General features: G+C 66.3%; 12 protein-coding genes. 5 read left to right on the top strand and 7 right to left on the bottom strand.

Annotated elements, in window-relative coordinates:
* Positions 1-31: 31 nt before the first annotated feature.
* From BMY25_RS11060 to BMY25_RS11080, 5 genes are read right to left on the bottom strand one after another with little or no spacing between them, the layout of a single operon-like run.
* Positions 32-1,009 carry an aliphatic sulfonate ABC transporter substrate-binding protein gene (locus tag BMY25_RS11060; RefSeq protein WP_092496699.1) on the bottom strand — a complete coding sequence of 326 codons (978 nt, stop codon included), beginning with the start codon at positions 1,007-1,009 and terminating at the stop codon, positions 32-34.
* Between the two features lie 25 nt (positions 1,010-1,034).
* A complete protein-coding gene (locus BMY25_RS11065) occupies positions 1,035-1,805 on the bottom strand; it encodes an ABC transporter ATP-binding protein (RefSeq protein WP_092496700.1) in 771 nt (256 codons plus the stop codon).
* Positions 1,802-2,569 (bottom strand): ABC transporter permease, encoded by a 768-nt coding sequence (locus tag BMY25_RS11070; protein ID WP_428976963.1) that lies wholly within the window; start codon positions 2,567-2,569, stop codon positions 1,802-1,804. Before BMY25_RS11070 ends, BMY25_RS11065 begins: the two co-directional genes overlap by 4 nt.
* 41 nt (positions 2,570-2,610) lie before the next feature.
* Positions 2,611-3,648: a formylglycine-generating enzyme family protein gene (locus tag BMY25_RS11075; RefSeq protein WP_428976957.1), complete on the bottom strand. Its 1,038-nt coding sequence runs from the start codon at positions 3,646-3,648 to the stop codon at positions 2,611-2,613.
* Positions 3,645-5,078, bottom strand: coding sequence for a sulfatase family protein (locus tag BMY25_RS11080; RefSeq protein WP_092496702.1), 1,434 nt, complete (start codon positions 5,076-5,078; stop codon positions 3,645-3,647). The genes BMY25_RS11075 and BMY25_RS11080 overlap by 4 nt, the downstream gene beginning before the upstream one ends.
* A 236-nt stretch (positions 5,079-5,314) precedes the next feature.
* Between BMY25_RS11080 and BMY25_RS11085 the strand changes: the two genes are divergently transcribed.
* On the top strand, positions 5,315-6,400 hold the full coding sequence (locus BMY25_RS11085; protein ID WP_092496703.1) for a LacI family DNA-binding transcriptional regulator: 1,086 nt from the start codon (positions 5,315-5,317) through the stop codon (positions 6,398-6,400).
* A 19-nt stretch (positions 6,401-6,419) separates the two neighbouring features.
* Here BMY25_RS11085 and BMY25_RS11090 read toward each other — a convergent pair whose 3' ends face one another.
* The gene (locus tag BMY25_RS11090) at positions 6,420-7,193 is read right to left on the bottom strand and encodes a GntR family transcriptional regulator (RefSeq protein ID WP_143061944.1); all 774 of its coding nucleotides are present in this window, start codon (positions 7,191-7,193) and stop codon (positions 6,420-6,422) included.
* Between the two features lie 180 nt (positions 7,194-7,373).
* Between BMY25_RS11090 and BMY25_RS11095 the strand changes: the two genes are divergently transcribed.
* The 4 genes from BMY25_RS11095 to BMY25_RS11110 all read left to right on the top strand — a co-directional run bounded on the left by BMY25_RS11095 (position 7,374) and on the right by BMY25_RS11110 (position 11,654).
* Positions 7,374-8,417, top strand: coding sequence for an ABC transporter ATP-binding protein (locus BMY25_RS11095; protein WP_092496705.1), 1,044 nt, complete (start codon positions 7,374-7,376; stop codon positions 8,415-8,417).
* A 64-nt stretch (positions 8,418-8,481) separates the two neighbouring features.
* Entirely contained in the window at positions 8,482-9,804 is a 1,323-nt protein-coding gene (locus tag BMY25_RS11100) for an ABC transporter substrate-binding protein (protein ID WP_092496706.1), read from the top strand.
* A gap of 66 nt (positions 9,805-9,870) precedes the next feature.
* The gene (locus tag BMY25_RS11105; RefSeq protein WP_092496707.1) at positions 9,871-10,749 is read left to right on the top strand and encodes an ABC transporter permease; all 879 of its coding nucleotides are present in this window, start codon (positions 9,871-9,873) and stop codon (positions 10,747-10,749) included.
* 2 nt (positions 10,750-10,751) lie between these two features.
* Entirely contained in the window at positions 10,752-11,654 is a 903-nt protein-coding gene (locus BMY25_RS11110) for an ABC transporter permease (protein ID WP_092496708.1), read from the top strand.
* Positions 11,655-11,663: 9 nt separating this feature from the next.
* On the opposite strand, the gene allB is transcribed toward BMY25_RS11110, so the two are convergent.
* Positions 11,664-13,043 (bottom strand): allantoinase AllB, encoded by a 1,380-nt coding sequence (gene allB, locus BMY25_RS11115; protein WP_092496709.1) that lies wholly within the window; start codon positions 13,041-13,043, stop codon positions 11,664-11,666.
* Positions 13,044-13,180 lie beyond the last annotated feature (137 nt).

Raw genomic sequence — 13,180 nt, forward strand, 5'->3', positions numbered from 1 at the left:
CGGCCGGGTTCAGTTCGCTCGAAGGGGCCGATCAGGCCTGGATGAACAGGTCGTTGGCGTTGTACTGCGCGGGCGGCAGCGGGTTCGGCAGCATGCCGAATTCCTTGAACATCGTGTTGAACTGCGTCAGCCACTTGTCGACCGTGCCGTCCTTGGCGAAGCCTTCGAGCTCCTTGCTGGTCAGCATCTTGCGGCTGTGCGCGACATTGGAGGTCGCCTGCAGCGGCGCGTTCAGGAACTTGGCCGTCAGCTCGACGGACCGGTCGATATTGGCGACGCGGTAGTCCATCGCCTTCTTCATCACGCGGATGAAGCTCGTGACGAGCTTGGGATCCTGCGCGACGATCTCGTTGCGCGCGACATAGGTGTTGATGAACGAGGTGTCGGGATAAAAATCCTTGTTGCCGATCAGTTCCTTGAGATTGGGCACTCGGGCCTTGATCACGTCGATCAGCGGGTACCACAGACCGGCGGCGTCGATCTGCTTGGACGAGAAGGCCGCAACGACCGTGCTCGGGTCCATCGGCACGATCTGCACGTCGGAGAGCTTCAGCCCCGCCTTGGCCAGACCGAGGCGCAGGATCATGTCGCCGGAGGTGCCTTGCGGCACACCGATCTTCTTGCCCTTGAGGTCGGCGATGGAGCCGATCTCCGGCTGCGCGATGATGCGGTCGCTGAAGCCGATATCGTTGACGCCGATCACCTTGGCGCGGCCGCTGGCCGGCAGCCACAGCGCGCCCGGCCCGATCGTGCCGAAGTTCAGGCTGCCCGCGCCCATGGCCTGGATCTGGATGGGGCCGTTGGTGAAGACCTTGAGGTCCGGCTTCAGCCCCTCCGCATCCCAGAGCTTCTGGTCCTCGGCGATGGCGAAGACGCTGGCATTCGGGAAGTCGGCGATATAGCCGATGGTGAGGTCGCCGGAAGCGGCTTTCGCCGGGCGGGCGAAGGGCAGCGTGCCGACAGCTGCGGCAGCGGCGGTGGTCGCCATGAAGGCGCGTCTGGAAAGCATGTCGTTCCTCCTGAGTTTTTGGCGTCTAATGCTCGGCCGGGTGGTAGACCGAACGCCATACTTCGTTTCTGAGCGCCGCGAATTCCGGTGACAGCCGCATCTCTTCCGTGCGGGGATAGGGCAGGTCGACCGGGATGATCCGGTGCAGGCGGCCGGGACGGGAGGCCATCACGATGACCCGGCTGGCGAGGTAGACCGCCTCGTCGACGTCGTGGGTGATGAACATGACCGTCCTTCGTTCCTGGCTCCAGGTTTGCAGGAGTTGATCCTGCAACTGGACGCGCGTCAAAGCATCGAGCGCTCCGAAAGGCTCGTCCATGAGAAGGATTTTCGGGTTCACCGCGTAGGCGCGCGCGATCGCGCACCGCTGCTTCATGCCGCCGGAAAGCGTTTTGGGCAGCGAATTGGCGAAATCCCCGAGGCCCACCAGCTGGATGAAGCGATCGGCGATCTCCCGCCGCTTCGCGCGCGGCATGCCGGTGATCTGCAGGCCGAACTCGACGTTCTGGCGTACGGTCAGCCAGGGGAACAGCGCGTATTGCTGGAAGATGACGCCGCGCTCGGGACCCGGCCCCGTCACTTCCGCACCATCCACGAGGACGCTGCCGGACGAGGGCGTGATCAGGCCGGCCGCGATGTTCATCGCCGTGGACTTGCCGCAGCCGGACGGGCCGACCACGGTGACGAACTCGCCGTCCTCGATGTCGAGCGACAGCTTGTCGAGCGCGAGGAAGCTCTTCTGGCCGGCAAGCTCGAAGCTGCGCGAGACGTCCTGGAACGAGATCTTGGGTATCATGCCTTTTCCTGCCAGGAGGTCAGCGCGCGATCGATGGCGATGATGATGCGGTCCATGAGGAGACCCAGGATGCCGATGGCGATCAGGCTCACGAAGATGGTGGGCAGATCGTAATAAAGCTGCGCCTGCTGCATGCGGAAGCCGAGGCCGGACTGCGCCGCGATCAGCTCCGCCGCCACCACCGTCGCCCAGGAGGAGCCGAGGCCGATACGCACGCCCACCATGATGAAGGGCGTGGAAGCCGGGATCACCACGCGGCGGAAGATCGTCATGTCCTTTGCGCCGAGCACGCGCGCGGCATTGACCAGTGTCCGGTCCACCGTGATCACGCCCTGATAGGTCGCGACCACGCTGGTGAGGAAGGCGGCCAGGAAGATCACGAAGATCTTGGGCGTTTCGCCGATGCCCATGGTGACGATCGCCAGCGGAATGATCGCCAGCGGCGGAATGGTGCGGAAGAACTGCACGTAGGGCTCGATCAGCCCGCGCGCGATCCGGTACCAGCCCATGAGAAAGCCGACGGGGATGGCCACCGCGATGCCGAGCAGAAAGCCGGACAGCACGCGGCCGAGGCTGGCCAGCGCGTCGGACAGGAGCAGCGCGCTGCCGGCCAGTTCCACCCCCTTGCGCAGCACCTCCATCGGGCCGGGAAGGCCGACGACGCCGAGCGACGTGATGGCCGCCCAGATCGCGATGCCGAGGACGACGGCGACGATGTTGATGCCGAGCATCGCGCTGCCGGAGCCGAGCAGGCGACCGGTCAGGAAGCCGCCGGGGCGGGGTGGCGCGGCGCTGTCGGTGGAACTCATGCGTTGTCTCCGGCGCTGGCCTGGTTGAACTTCATCGGGCCGGCGCCCCGGCGCACGCAGCGGAAGCCGATATGGATCGTGGCGCTGTCGATCATCTCGGGATGGCGGGCAGCCGGCCGGTAGCGCCGGCAATAATTGGGGGCGCAGAGATGCGAGCCGCCCTTCAGCACCTTGCGGGGGATGCGGATCTGCGGCTGCTGCGGGTCGTAGCTCCGCGCCTCGTCGGCGACGCGCGGATTGCGGGCCGAGCAGCAGGACTTTTCGCCCGCCTCAACGTGGCGTCCGCTCCAGAAATCGTCGGTCCATTCCCAGACATTGCCGATCATGTCGAGAAGGCCGAAGCCATTCCCGGGATAATTGCCGACCGGCGACGTGCCGAAATCTCCGGGAAGATCCGGCGCGCGCATCGGGAACTCGCCGCTCCACGTATTCGCCATGCGCCGGCCGTCCGGCGTGAATTCGTCGCCCCAGGCATAGGGTCTGGCGTCCAGCCCGCCGCGCGCGGCATATTCCCATTCCGCTTCCGTGGGCAGGCACTTGCCGGCCCAGCGGGCATAGGCTTCCGCATCGGCGAATGCGATGTGGACCACAGGGTGGTCCATCCTGTCGTCGGCGAGGTCGTTCACCCCGTCCGGCCGTCCCCAGAAGGCACCGGGCACGAAGCCCCACCAGTCGCCCCAGAAGCGGAGGTCGACCGGGCGCGACGGCGAGGTGAAGACGATGGAGCCGGCCTTCAGGAGCTCCGGTTTCGCGCCGGGATAAAGCGCCGGATCGGGCTGGCGCTCCGCGATCGTGCGGTAGCCGGTGGCGGCGACGAAATCGGCGAACTGCCGGTTGGTGACCGGCGTCCGGTCCATCCAGAAGCCGTCGACGCGGACCTGGTGGGCCGGGCCTTCCTCCGGATAGTGCTCGTCGGAGCCCATGCGAAAGGCGCCGCCCTCGATCCACACCATGCCATCGGCGGCACGCGGCGCATCGCCCGTGGCGGCCGCCGCGCTCCCGAGGTCCTGCGCCGCTTCAGCCGCCGGGTTCATCGCGCCCCCACATTGATGTCGCGGGTCCGGTAATTGGACTCGATCAGCCAGTCGCGGATGACGTCCAGGAGCTCGCGTCGCTTGTCGATATGGGCCGGATCGCTCCAGAGATTGTGCACTTCCTTCGGATCGTTCTGGAGGTCGAAAAGCTGGCCTTCCTCCGAACCCTTGAAATGCACGAGCTTCCAGCGCTCGTCGCGCACGCCGGTGATGAACTCCGTGCCGGACAGTGCGACGTCGCCGGCCTGTTCGCAGAAGACGTAGCGGCGCGGCGTCCAGTCCCGGCCTTCCAGCGCCGGCACGAGGCTCTTCGCCTCGAAGTCGGCCGGCGGGGTGATGCCGGCGAATTCCAGGATCGTAGGCCCGAGATCGAAGAACTGGCAGAGCCCGTCCACCGTGCGGCCGCCCTCGAAACGGTTGGCGGTGGACCAGATGATCGTCGGCACGCGGGTGACCACGTCGTACATCGACCATTTCTGGATCAGGCCGTGATCGCCCAGGCATTCACCGTGATCGGAGGTGAAGATGACGATGGCGTCCTCGAGATAGCCGCGCTCGCGAAGCGCATCCAGGAGTTCGCCCACCTTCTGGTCGATCAGTGTGACGTTGCCGAGATAGTGCGCCCAGAGCCGCTGCATCTGCTCGCGCGTCGGATCGAGGTTCCAGACGACGGAATCGTGGTCCACGTCCACGTCGTGCTGGCGTTTTTCCTTCAGCGCGGAGGGGAGTTCGTCCATCTCCTGCTTCGTCGGTTGCGGCAGCGGCAGGTCGTCCCTGTCGAGATAGGGCTCGGAATAGCGCGCCGGCGGATCGTAGGGCGGATGCGGCCCGGGCATGCCGACCTGCAGGAACAGCGGCTCGGTCTGCGGATAGGTGTTCACCCACCATTTCGCCATGTCGCAGACGAAGGCGTCGGAATGGAGGTGCTCCGGCAGCTCCCAGTCGAAGGCGCCCAGGCGCTCGCGATAATCGTCGCGCTTGCGGTATTCCTCGCGCTGCTGCTTGACGAGGCCGTTGGCGGCCAGCGCCTTGTCCCATTCGTCGAAATACCAGCGCCCCTCCATGTAGCGATCCTTGTTTTCCACGACGTAGCGCTCGTGGAAGCCGGAATCGGAATCGTAGGGGATGGTGTGCATCTTGCCGACATTGACGCAGCGGTAGCCGGTGTCGCGCAGGCGCTCCACCCAGGTCCGCTGCCACGGCTGGCCGTTGGCGAGGATGCCGGTCGTGTGCGGGTAATAGCCGGTGAAGAGGCTTGCCCGGGACGGCACGCAGGACGGCGCGGTGATGTGGCATTCGGTGAGGGCCACGCCTTCCTGCACCATGCGGTCGAGGTTCGGCGTGACGGCATAGGGAAAGCCCAGCGCGGCGATGGAATCGTAGCGCTGCTGGTCCGTCATGATCAGGATGATGTTCGGCTTGTCAGCCATGGCGAGGTCCTGTGTCTCTGGCCTGTCGGGCGTCACGAAGCCAGCCGGCTCGGCCTTGTGGGAGCAGAGCGGGTCTTCCGGACAATCGTGGCTGCGGATAGCATGTCGTTTCCTCTCCTGGCCATCGCGTTGACCGCGACTGTTCTTGGCTTGGCGAGCAGGCTGGCATAAAGTGAGCGCTCACGCAACGTTCACTCCGAGCGTCCGATGTCCGACGCGGCTTGAAGGGGAGGCCAATGGCCCGCAACAGCGACGAGGCGCCGTCGGCGACCGTTCCCGATCCGGACGAAGTCGGTGCTCGCCCAGGTGCCCGGCCGGAACGGCGGGGCACGACGACGCTCGCCATGGTGGCGAGCCGCGTCGGCGTCTCCCTCAACACCGTTTCGCGCGCGCTGCGGGCGCCTCATACGGTTCGCCCGGAGCTGAAGCGGCGCATCGATCAGGCCCTGCAGGACCTGAACTACGTGCCGAACCGGCTGGCCGGGGGACTGGCGGGCACCCGATCCGACATCGTCGGCGTGGTCATCACCTCGCTGTTCCATTCCGAATTCGCCGCCGTCGTCGACACGCTGCAGGCGCAGCTCCTCGACCGCAACCTGCAGGTGATGCTCGGCAATTCGCGCTACGACCCGGAAGAAGAGCGTCGCCTCGTCCGCTCCATCCTGAGCTGGCGCCCGGCCGCCGTGGCGATCGTCGGCTGCGACCACCATCCCGAGGCGACCGAGCTCCTCGCCTCCTGCGGTGCGCCTATCGTGGAGATGTGGGACGTCGGCGGCGACATCATCGATTCCGCGGTGGGCATGGATCACGAGGCGATCGGCCGGGCGCAGGCGGAGCATCTGCTGTCGCGAGGCTATCGCCGACTGGCCTTTCTCGGCAGTCTTCGCGAGGCGGATGCGCGCGCCCGCAAGCGTGCTTCCGGCATGGCGGCGACGCTCGCCGAAGCGGGGCTGCCGCCGCTCGTCCGGATGACGCGGCCTGAGGGCGGCCATCCCGACCTCGGCGAAAGCCTGCTCCACGAGCTTCTGGCCGCCCACCGGGACGTGGACGGTATCGTCTGCAACAGCGACGCGGTGGCCTTCGGCGTCCTTCGCGGCCTGCGTCGCGTCGGTCAGAACGTGCCGGGCGATCGTGGCGTGGTCGGCTTCGGCGACGTGGATGCCGGCAGTTGCATCAGTCCGACGCTCACGTCGGTGCGTCCGGCGCGCCACGCCATCGGTCGGCTCACGGCGGAGACGATCCTCGCCCGCATCGCCGGGGAGGAACCGCGGCGGATCACCGTGGACTGGGAGCTGCTGGAGCGGGAAAGCACCGCCCGCTAGGTCACCGGGCGGGGCAGCCTCATTCCTTTCCGGCCAGTTCGAGCGCCGCCGGCGCGTGTCCGCGCGCGGTCTCGCCATCGCCGTGCCGGTGGTCCACGATCCGCGACAGCGCCCTGAGATGGCCGAGCATCAGGTCGACGGCGCATTCGTCGCCGTCGCGGATCGCGCGGACGATGCCGATATGCTCTTCAGGGGCGCAATCGTTGTCCTGCTGCGTGCCGTGGGCGGCGAGGCCCAGCGCGGTGCGGCTGACGAGATCGCCGAGGATTTCGTGCAGCACGGGATTGCGCGAGAGTTCGGCCAGTACGGTATGAAACTCCCCGGCGAGGCGGATGATGCGGCCGTTGTCGCCGACCTGTCGCGCCGCCACTTCCGCCGCGAGATGAGCCTCCAGCCTCCTGACCGCCTCCCGTTGCATCTCGCCGTCGAGACTGCGGATCGCCGCGATCACCGTGGGTTCCAGCGCGCGGCGGACGGCGAACGCGGCCTCCGTTTCCGCGATGCTGGGGGAGGCGATGAAGGCGCCGCGATTGGGTTCGAGCTGCACGACATGGCGCTGCGCCAGGAGCCCCAGGACCTTGCGGATGCGCGCGCGGGTCACGCCGAAGATCTCCGCCAGCGCCTCTTCCGTCAGCTTGGTGCCGGGGGCGAGCCGCTGCTCCGCGATGGAATTCAGGATGTGATCGAAGATTTCACGCTCGGTATTCGGCCCTTCCGGCCGCGCCGGGGATGGGGCCGGGGATGGGGCCGGGGATGGGGCCGGGGATGGGGAAGTCCAGTCGGCCCGCTGCATCGTCTCTGCCAGGATGTCCGTCGCGGGGGCGGACGATAGAGTTTTCGGATTAAAACTGCAATCCGGCGTAATTGCCCAAAAAACCATCACTATATGACTATAAAACAAGCTGTGAACACGGCGGGTTTTACTTCAGTCTTTGACCGGGATGATTGTCGACAATCCTGATGTGAGGGCTGGATGGCGTTGGGCGAGGACGGCGAGGCACGGGGCAAGGTCGAGTTCGTCCGCGTCAGCAAGGCGTATGACGGAGCGATCGCCGTCCATGACGTGGACCTGCGGATTCCCGCCGGGTGCTATTGCTGCCTTCTCGGCCCGTCCGGCTGCGGCAAGAGCACGTCGCTCCGGATGCTTGCCGGCCACGAGATCGCGACCTCGGGCGATATCCTGCTCGACGACCGTAACGTGACGCTGCTGCCACCGGCCCGGCGCAGCACATCCATGATGTTCCAGAGCTACGCGCTCTTTCCGCATCTGACGGTGGCGGAGAACGTCGCCTTCGCCCTGCGCATGCGCGGCGTCGGCAAGGCGGAGCGGCTCGGCCGCGCCCGCGAGATGCTGAAGCTCGTCGATCTCTCCGCGCTGTCGGAGCGGCGCCCGGCACAGCTTTCCGGCGGCCAGCAGCAGCGCGTGGCACTGGCCCGCGCCCTCATCACCAGCCCATCCGTCCTGCTCCTCGACGAGCCGCTTTCCGCGCTCGACCCGTTCCTGCGCCTGCGTGTGCGCGCGGAGTTGAAGCGCCTGCAGAAGGCCCTCGGCATCTCCTTCGTCCATGTCACGCACAGCCAGGACGAGGCGTTGGCGCTGTCCGATCTCGTGGTTCTGATGAATGCCGGGCGCATCGAGCAGCAGGGCACGGCGGAGGATCTGTTCAGCCGACCGCGCACGGCCTTCGTCGCCCGCTTCATCGGCGCCCACAACGTCATCGATCTCGGCGACCGGGCGGTCGCGGTCCGTACCGACCGGACCGCCGTGCTGCCGGCCAGCGGCGTCTCCCGGTTCGCCGATGGCGACGTCGGTCGCATGGCCCGGCCCGCCGTCGTGCGGGCCGTGGAATATGCCGGAACAGGCTTTGCCGTCCATCTCGTGGACGAGGGAGGCGCCGAGCTTTCGGCGCTGATGAGCGAAGGGGATTTCCACCGTGCGGCGATCGGGGAGGGGGAGAGCGTGGTCGCATCCTGGGCTCCCGCCGACGCGCACGCGCTGGAAGGGGGAGCAATCTGACGGAACGCCACCGCATCCAGCGGTCCCGTTCGGGAAGACGCCAAACTTGAGAGGGGAATGGGAAATGACGAAGGACAACACGGATATGGGTCAGGCGGCAGGAACGGCTTCCGGCCTGTCTCGCCGCAGCTTTCTGAAAACCGGCGCGGCGCTGGCCGGCGTCGCGGCGGGCGCGGGCGTCGGCAGCGGCGTGATCACCGGCTTCCCGGCCGTGATCGCGGCCGAGCCGGTGACGCTGCGCTACCTGTCCACGGCGACCAACCAGGCTCCCGCGATCGCCGAGCAGGCCTTCAAAGATATCGGCATCAAGATCGAATACGTGACGGTCACCACCGACGACGTGACCAAGCGCATCATCACGCAGCCGAATTCGTTCGACCTCGTGGATACGGAGTATTTCAGCCTCCGGAACCTGATCCCGTCGGGCAACCTGATGGGTCTCGACGCCAAGAAGATCAAGCTGGCCGACAAGATCGCCCCGGTCATCACCAAGGGGCAGGTCGACGGCAAGACGATCGGCGACCAGGGCACGGCGCCCAAGAAGGTCTTCTACCTGGAGAGCCAGTTCTCCAAGAAATTCGCGTCCGAACCGACCGAATGGATCACGCTGATCCCGACCACCTACAACGCCGATACGCTGGGCATTCGTCCCGATCTCATCGGGCGGCCGATCGACAGCTGGGCGGAACTGCTCAACCCGCAATTCAAGGGCAAGGCCTCGATCCTCAACATCCCGTCCATCGGCATCATGGACGCCGCGATGGTCATGGAAGCCAGCGGCAAGCACAAATATGCCGACAAGGGCAACATGACCAAGGAGGAGATCGACCTGACGATCGCCGCCCTGATCGAAGCCAAGAAGGCCGGCCAGTTCCGCGCCTTCTGGACCGACTTCAACGAGAGCGTCAACCTGATGGCATCGGGCGAGACGGTGATCCAGTCCATGTGGTCGCCGGCCGTCACCGCCGTCCGGCTGAAGGGCATTCCCTGCAAGTTCCAGCCGCTCAAGGAAGGCTATCGCGCCTGGGCGTCCGGCTTCGGCCTGCCCAAGACGCTGAAGGGCAAGCAACTCGACGGCGCCTACGAGTTCGTCAATTGGTTCCTCTCCGGCTGGGCCGGCGCGTACCTGAACCGGCAGGGCTACTATTCCGCCGTGCTGGAGACGGCAAAGGAGCACATGGCGCCGTACGAATGGGCCTACTGGATGGAAGGCAAGCCGGCCGAGCAGGACATTCACGGCCCGGACGGCGGCCTTCTGGAAAAGGCTGGCGCCACCCGCGACGGCGGTTCCTATACCGAGCGCATGGGTGCGGTCGCCTGCTGGAACGCCATCATGGACGAGAACGCCTACATGGTCCGCAAGTGGAACGAGTTCATCGCGGCCTGACGATATCCGGCCGGGGGACATCGCCGTCCCCCGGTTCTCTTCCGACCCACGAGAGATGATCCGCAAATGACAATCCGGGCGCGCTGGACGTCCTACTGGCAGGCGACCCCGCTCGTCGTGGTGCTCGGCATCTTCTTCGTGCTGCCGCTCCTGGTGATGCTGGCAGTCAGCTTCTGGACCTATACCGGCTATTCCATCGCGCCGGCCTTCGTCACCGACAATTACCGCGACGCCTTCGATGGCTGCGCCTCGCAGTTCCCGACGCTCTGCACCACGTTCCGGACCTATGCATCGACGCTGAAGTTCTGCGTGATCGTCTGGGCGCTGACGCTCGTGATCGGCTTTGCCATCGCCTACTACCTGACCTTCATGATCCGCTCCAACACGGTGCGGCTGATGCTGGCGCTGCTCTGTACGATCCCGTTCTGGACCTCCAACGTCATCCGCATGATCTCGTGGATTCCGCTTCTGGGACGAAACGGCCTCGTCAACCAGGCGCTGGTCGGCGCGGGTTTCATCCACCAGCCGCTGGACTGGCTGCTTTATTCCGACTTTTCGGTGATCCTCGCCTTCGTGCACATCAACACGGTCTTCATGATCGTGCCGATCGCCAATTCCATGGCGCGCATCGACCGTTCGCTGGTGGAGGCCGCCTATGATTCCGGCGCGACGGGCTGGCAGACGCTGCGGCACGTCATCATCCCGCTGGCGAAATCCGGCATCGCCATCGGCTCGATCTTCGTCATCACCGTGGTGATGGGCGATTTCATCACGATCGGCCTGATGGGCGGGCAGCAGATCGCCTCGGCCGGCAAGGTCATCCAGACGCAGATCAGCGCCCTGCAGTTCCCGATCGCGGCCGCCAACGCCATCGTGCTGCTCGCGGTCGTGCTGATGATCATCGCGCTGCTGGTGCGCTTCATCGACATCCGCAAGGAACTCTGACCATGGGCGAGCGGCGCTCCCTCTCCTTTTACGTCCTTTCGGTCGTCTTCGCGCTCTACGTGCTGTTTCTGTACGGGCCGACGATTACCATCGTGCTCCTGTCCTTCCAGGGCCCGCGGGGCGGCATGACTTTCCCCATGAACGGCTTTTCGCTGCACTGGTTTTCCAACCTCTGGCAGGGGATCGGCGTGCCCTATGTCGTGGACGCGTTGTGGAATTCGTTCCGGCTGGGGATCACCGCGACGATCCTGACGGTGGTCATCTCCGTGCTGGCGGGGCTCGCCTTCCGCCGCCGCTTCATCGGCCAGAACCTCGTCTTCTACGCCACCATCGCCAGCCTGATCCTGCCCTCCATCGTGGTTTCGCTGGGCATCGCGCTGGAATTCCAGGTGTTCGACCAGGCGATAAAGTCGGTGGGCGACGCCTACGGGATCGAGGCGATCCAGGCGAACTACCAGACCGCGATGGGCCTGATGACCTCCGGTCTCGGCGCCCACCTCACCTGGACGCTGCCCTTCGGCGTGCTGATCATGTTCGCCGTCTTCAACCGCTTCAACCCGGCCTTCGAGGAAGCCGCGCGCGATCTCGGCGCCTCCTCGTGGCAGACCTTCCGCTATGTCGTGCTGCCGCTCATCGCGCCGTCGCTGGTGGGGGTCGCGCTCTTCGGCTTCACGCTGTCATGGGACGAAATCGCCCGCTCCAGCCAGGCCGTCGGCGCCGACAACACGCTGCCCCTGATGCTGCAGGGCCTGACCACATCCGTCACCACGCCGGTTATCTATGCGCTGGGCACGGTGACGACCGGCATCTCGTTCGCCGTGATCCTGATCGCGCTGGGAACCGTGCTGCTGGTTCAGCGGCGGCGGCTGCGGCATGGATCGGACGCCGGCAAGGGGCTGGTCTGACCGCCTGGCTCAGCCGTTTTCCGGCAAGCCGGGGCCGCGGAGAAGCTGGCCGAAGCCGGGTTCGGCGACGATCCGGCGATCCGCATAGACCGCGCGGCCGCGCACCCAGGTCCTGAGCACGCGCCCGCGCATCTCCTGCCCGACATAGGCGCTGTGCGGATTCTTGTAGAAGAGATCCTCCGACCTCAGCACCGAGACCGCGTCGGGATCGACCAGCGTCAGGTCGGCATCGGAGCCGGCCGCAAGCGCGCCCTTGCGGGGGTAGAGGCCGAAGAGCCGGGCCGGATTGGCCGAAATCATGCGGACGAGATCGGTCCACGCAAGGCCGCGCCGCGCGACACCGGCGGTGATGAGGGCGGGCAGGGTGGATTGCAGGCCGCTGATGCCGCCCCAGGCCTTGAAGATATCCTCGCAGCCAGCCTCCTTTTCCTCGCGCAGGCAGGGGGAATGGTCGGAGCCGATCACATCGACCGCGCCCGCAAGCACACGGTCCCACAGCGCCTCGACCCGTTCAGGCGAGCGGAGCGGCGGCGCGCACTTGGCTTCCGGGCCGATGCGGACGAGATCTTCCTCGCTGAAGAAGAGGTAATGCGGGCAGGTCTCCGCCGTGACGCGCACGCCCTCCGCCTTCGCATTCGAGATCAGGTCGATACCCTCGGCTGTAGAGACATGCACGACATGGAGCCGGCTTCCGGTTCTGCCGGTCAAGGCCAGCGCCGCGCGGATGGCGGAAAGCTCAACCTCCGGCGGTCGCGCCTCGCCCCAGGCCCGCCGGTCGGTTCTTCCCCGATCGCGAAGCTCGGCCATGAGCTTCTGGCTCATCTCCTCGTCTTCGGCATGGACCGCGACGAAGGAACCGAACTCGCGGGCCCTGATGAGGCCCACCTGGAGGATCACGTCGTCGACGCGCGGAAAATCCGTGGAACTGGCGCACATGAACGCCTTGAAACCGGCCACGCCGCCGGCCTGCAGATCGGCGAGATCGGCCCTGTTGTCGTCGACCAGCCCGCCCCAGAGTGCGTAATCCACCAGTGCGGACCGCGCCGCCGCCTGCTGCTTCAGGAGGAGCGCTTCGGCATTCACGGTGGGCGGCGATGCGTTGAGCGGCATTTCCACGACGGTGGTGATGCCGCCGGCGGCGGCCGCCTGCGTGCCCGTCAGAAAGCCTTCCCAATGCGTGCGGCCCGGCTCGCTGAAATGGACGTGGGCGTCGACAAGGCCGGGGAGCAGCAGCATGCCGCCGGCATCGAACGTCTCGCTCGCCCCGTGCTCCGGCTCGCCCTCGACGAGCGCGACGATGCGGCCGTTCTCGACCAGAACGCCGCCGCGAAACGTATCGGTTTCGGTCACGATCTGGGCGTTGCGGATATAGAGTTCAGCGGAGAGCATCCGGCATCTCGCCCGATCTGAGAGGAATGCCCGATGCTATGCATGGCCTCCTTCCGACGCAACTCGGGAACGTTGTCCGGCCTGGCAACCCACCGGAACTTCGCCCGCGAAAAAGCCCTGCCGTGCGGGACGCGGCA

This window comes from Faunimonas pinastri (genome assembly GCF_900110915.1).
Lineage (GTDB): Bacteria > Pseudomonadota > Alphaproteobacteria > Rhizobiales > Afifellaceae > Faunimonas > Faunimonas pinastri.

What these genes read in the sequence shown, in the direction of transcription:
- BMY25_RS11060 (WP_092496699.1), bottom strand. Translation starts at nt 1,009, where the DNA reads ATGCTTTCCAGACGCGCCTTCATGGCGACCACCGCCGCTGCCGCAGCT.
- BMY25_RS11065 (WP_092496700.1), bottom strand. Translation starts at nt 1,805, where the DNA reads ATGATACCCAAGATCTCGTTCCAGGACGTCTCGCGCAGCTTCGAGCTT.
- BMY25_RS11075 (WP_428976957.1), bottom strand. Translation starts at nt 3,648, where the DNA reads ATGAACCCGGCGGCTGAAGCGGCGCAGGACCTCGGGAGCGCGGCGGCC.
- BMY25_RS11080 (WP_092496702.1), bottom strand. Translation starts at nt 5,078, where the DNA reads ATGGCTGACAAGCCGAACATCATCCTGATCATGACGGACCAGCAGCGC.
- BMY25_RS11085 (WP_092496703.1), top strand. Translation starts at nt 5,315, where the DNA reads ATGGCCCGCAACAGCGACGAGGCGCCGTCGGCGACCGTTCCCGATCCG.
- BMY25_RS11090 (WP_143061944.1), bottom strand. Translation starts at nt 7,193, where the DNA reads ATGCAGCGGGCCGACTGGACTTCCCCATCCCCGGCCCCATCCCCGGCC.
- BMY25_RS11095 (WP_092496705.1), top strand. Translation starts at nt 7,374, where the DNA reads ATGGCGTTGGGCGAGGACGGCGAGGCACGGGGCAAGGTCGAGTTCGTC.
- BMY25_RS11100 (WP_092496706.1), top strand. Translation starts at nt 8,482, where the DNA reads ATGACGAAGGACAACACGGATATGGGTCAGGCGGCAGGAACGGCTTCC.
- BMY25_RS11105 (WP_092496707.1), top strand. Translation starts at nt 9,871, where the DNA reads ATGACAATCCGGGCGCGCTGGACGTCCTACTGGCAGGCGACCCCGCTC.
- BMY25_RS11110 (WP_092496708.1), top strand. Translation starts at nt 10,752, where the DNA reads ATGGGCGAGCGGCGCTCCCTCTCCTTTTACGTCCTTTCGGTCGTCTTC.
- allB (WP_092496709.1), bottom strand. Translation starts at nt 13,043, where the DNA reads ATGCTCTCCGCTGAACTCTATATCCGCAACGCCCAGATCGTGACCGAA.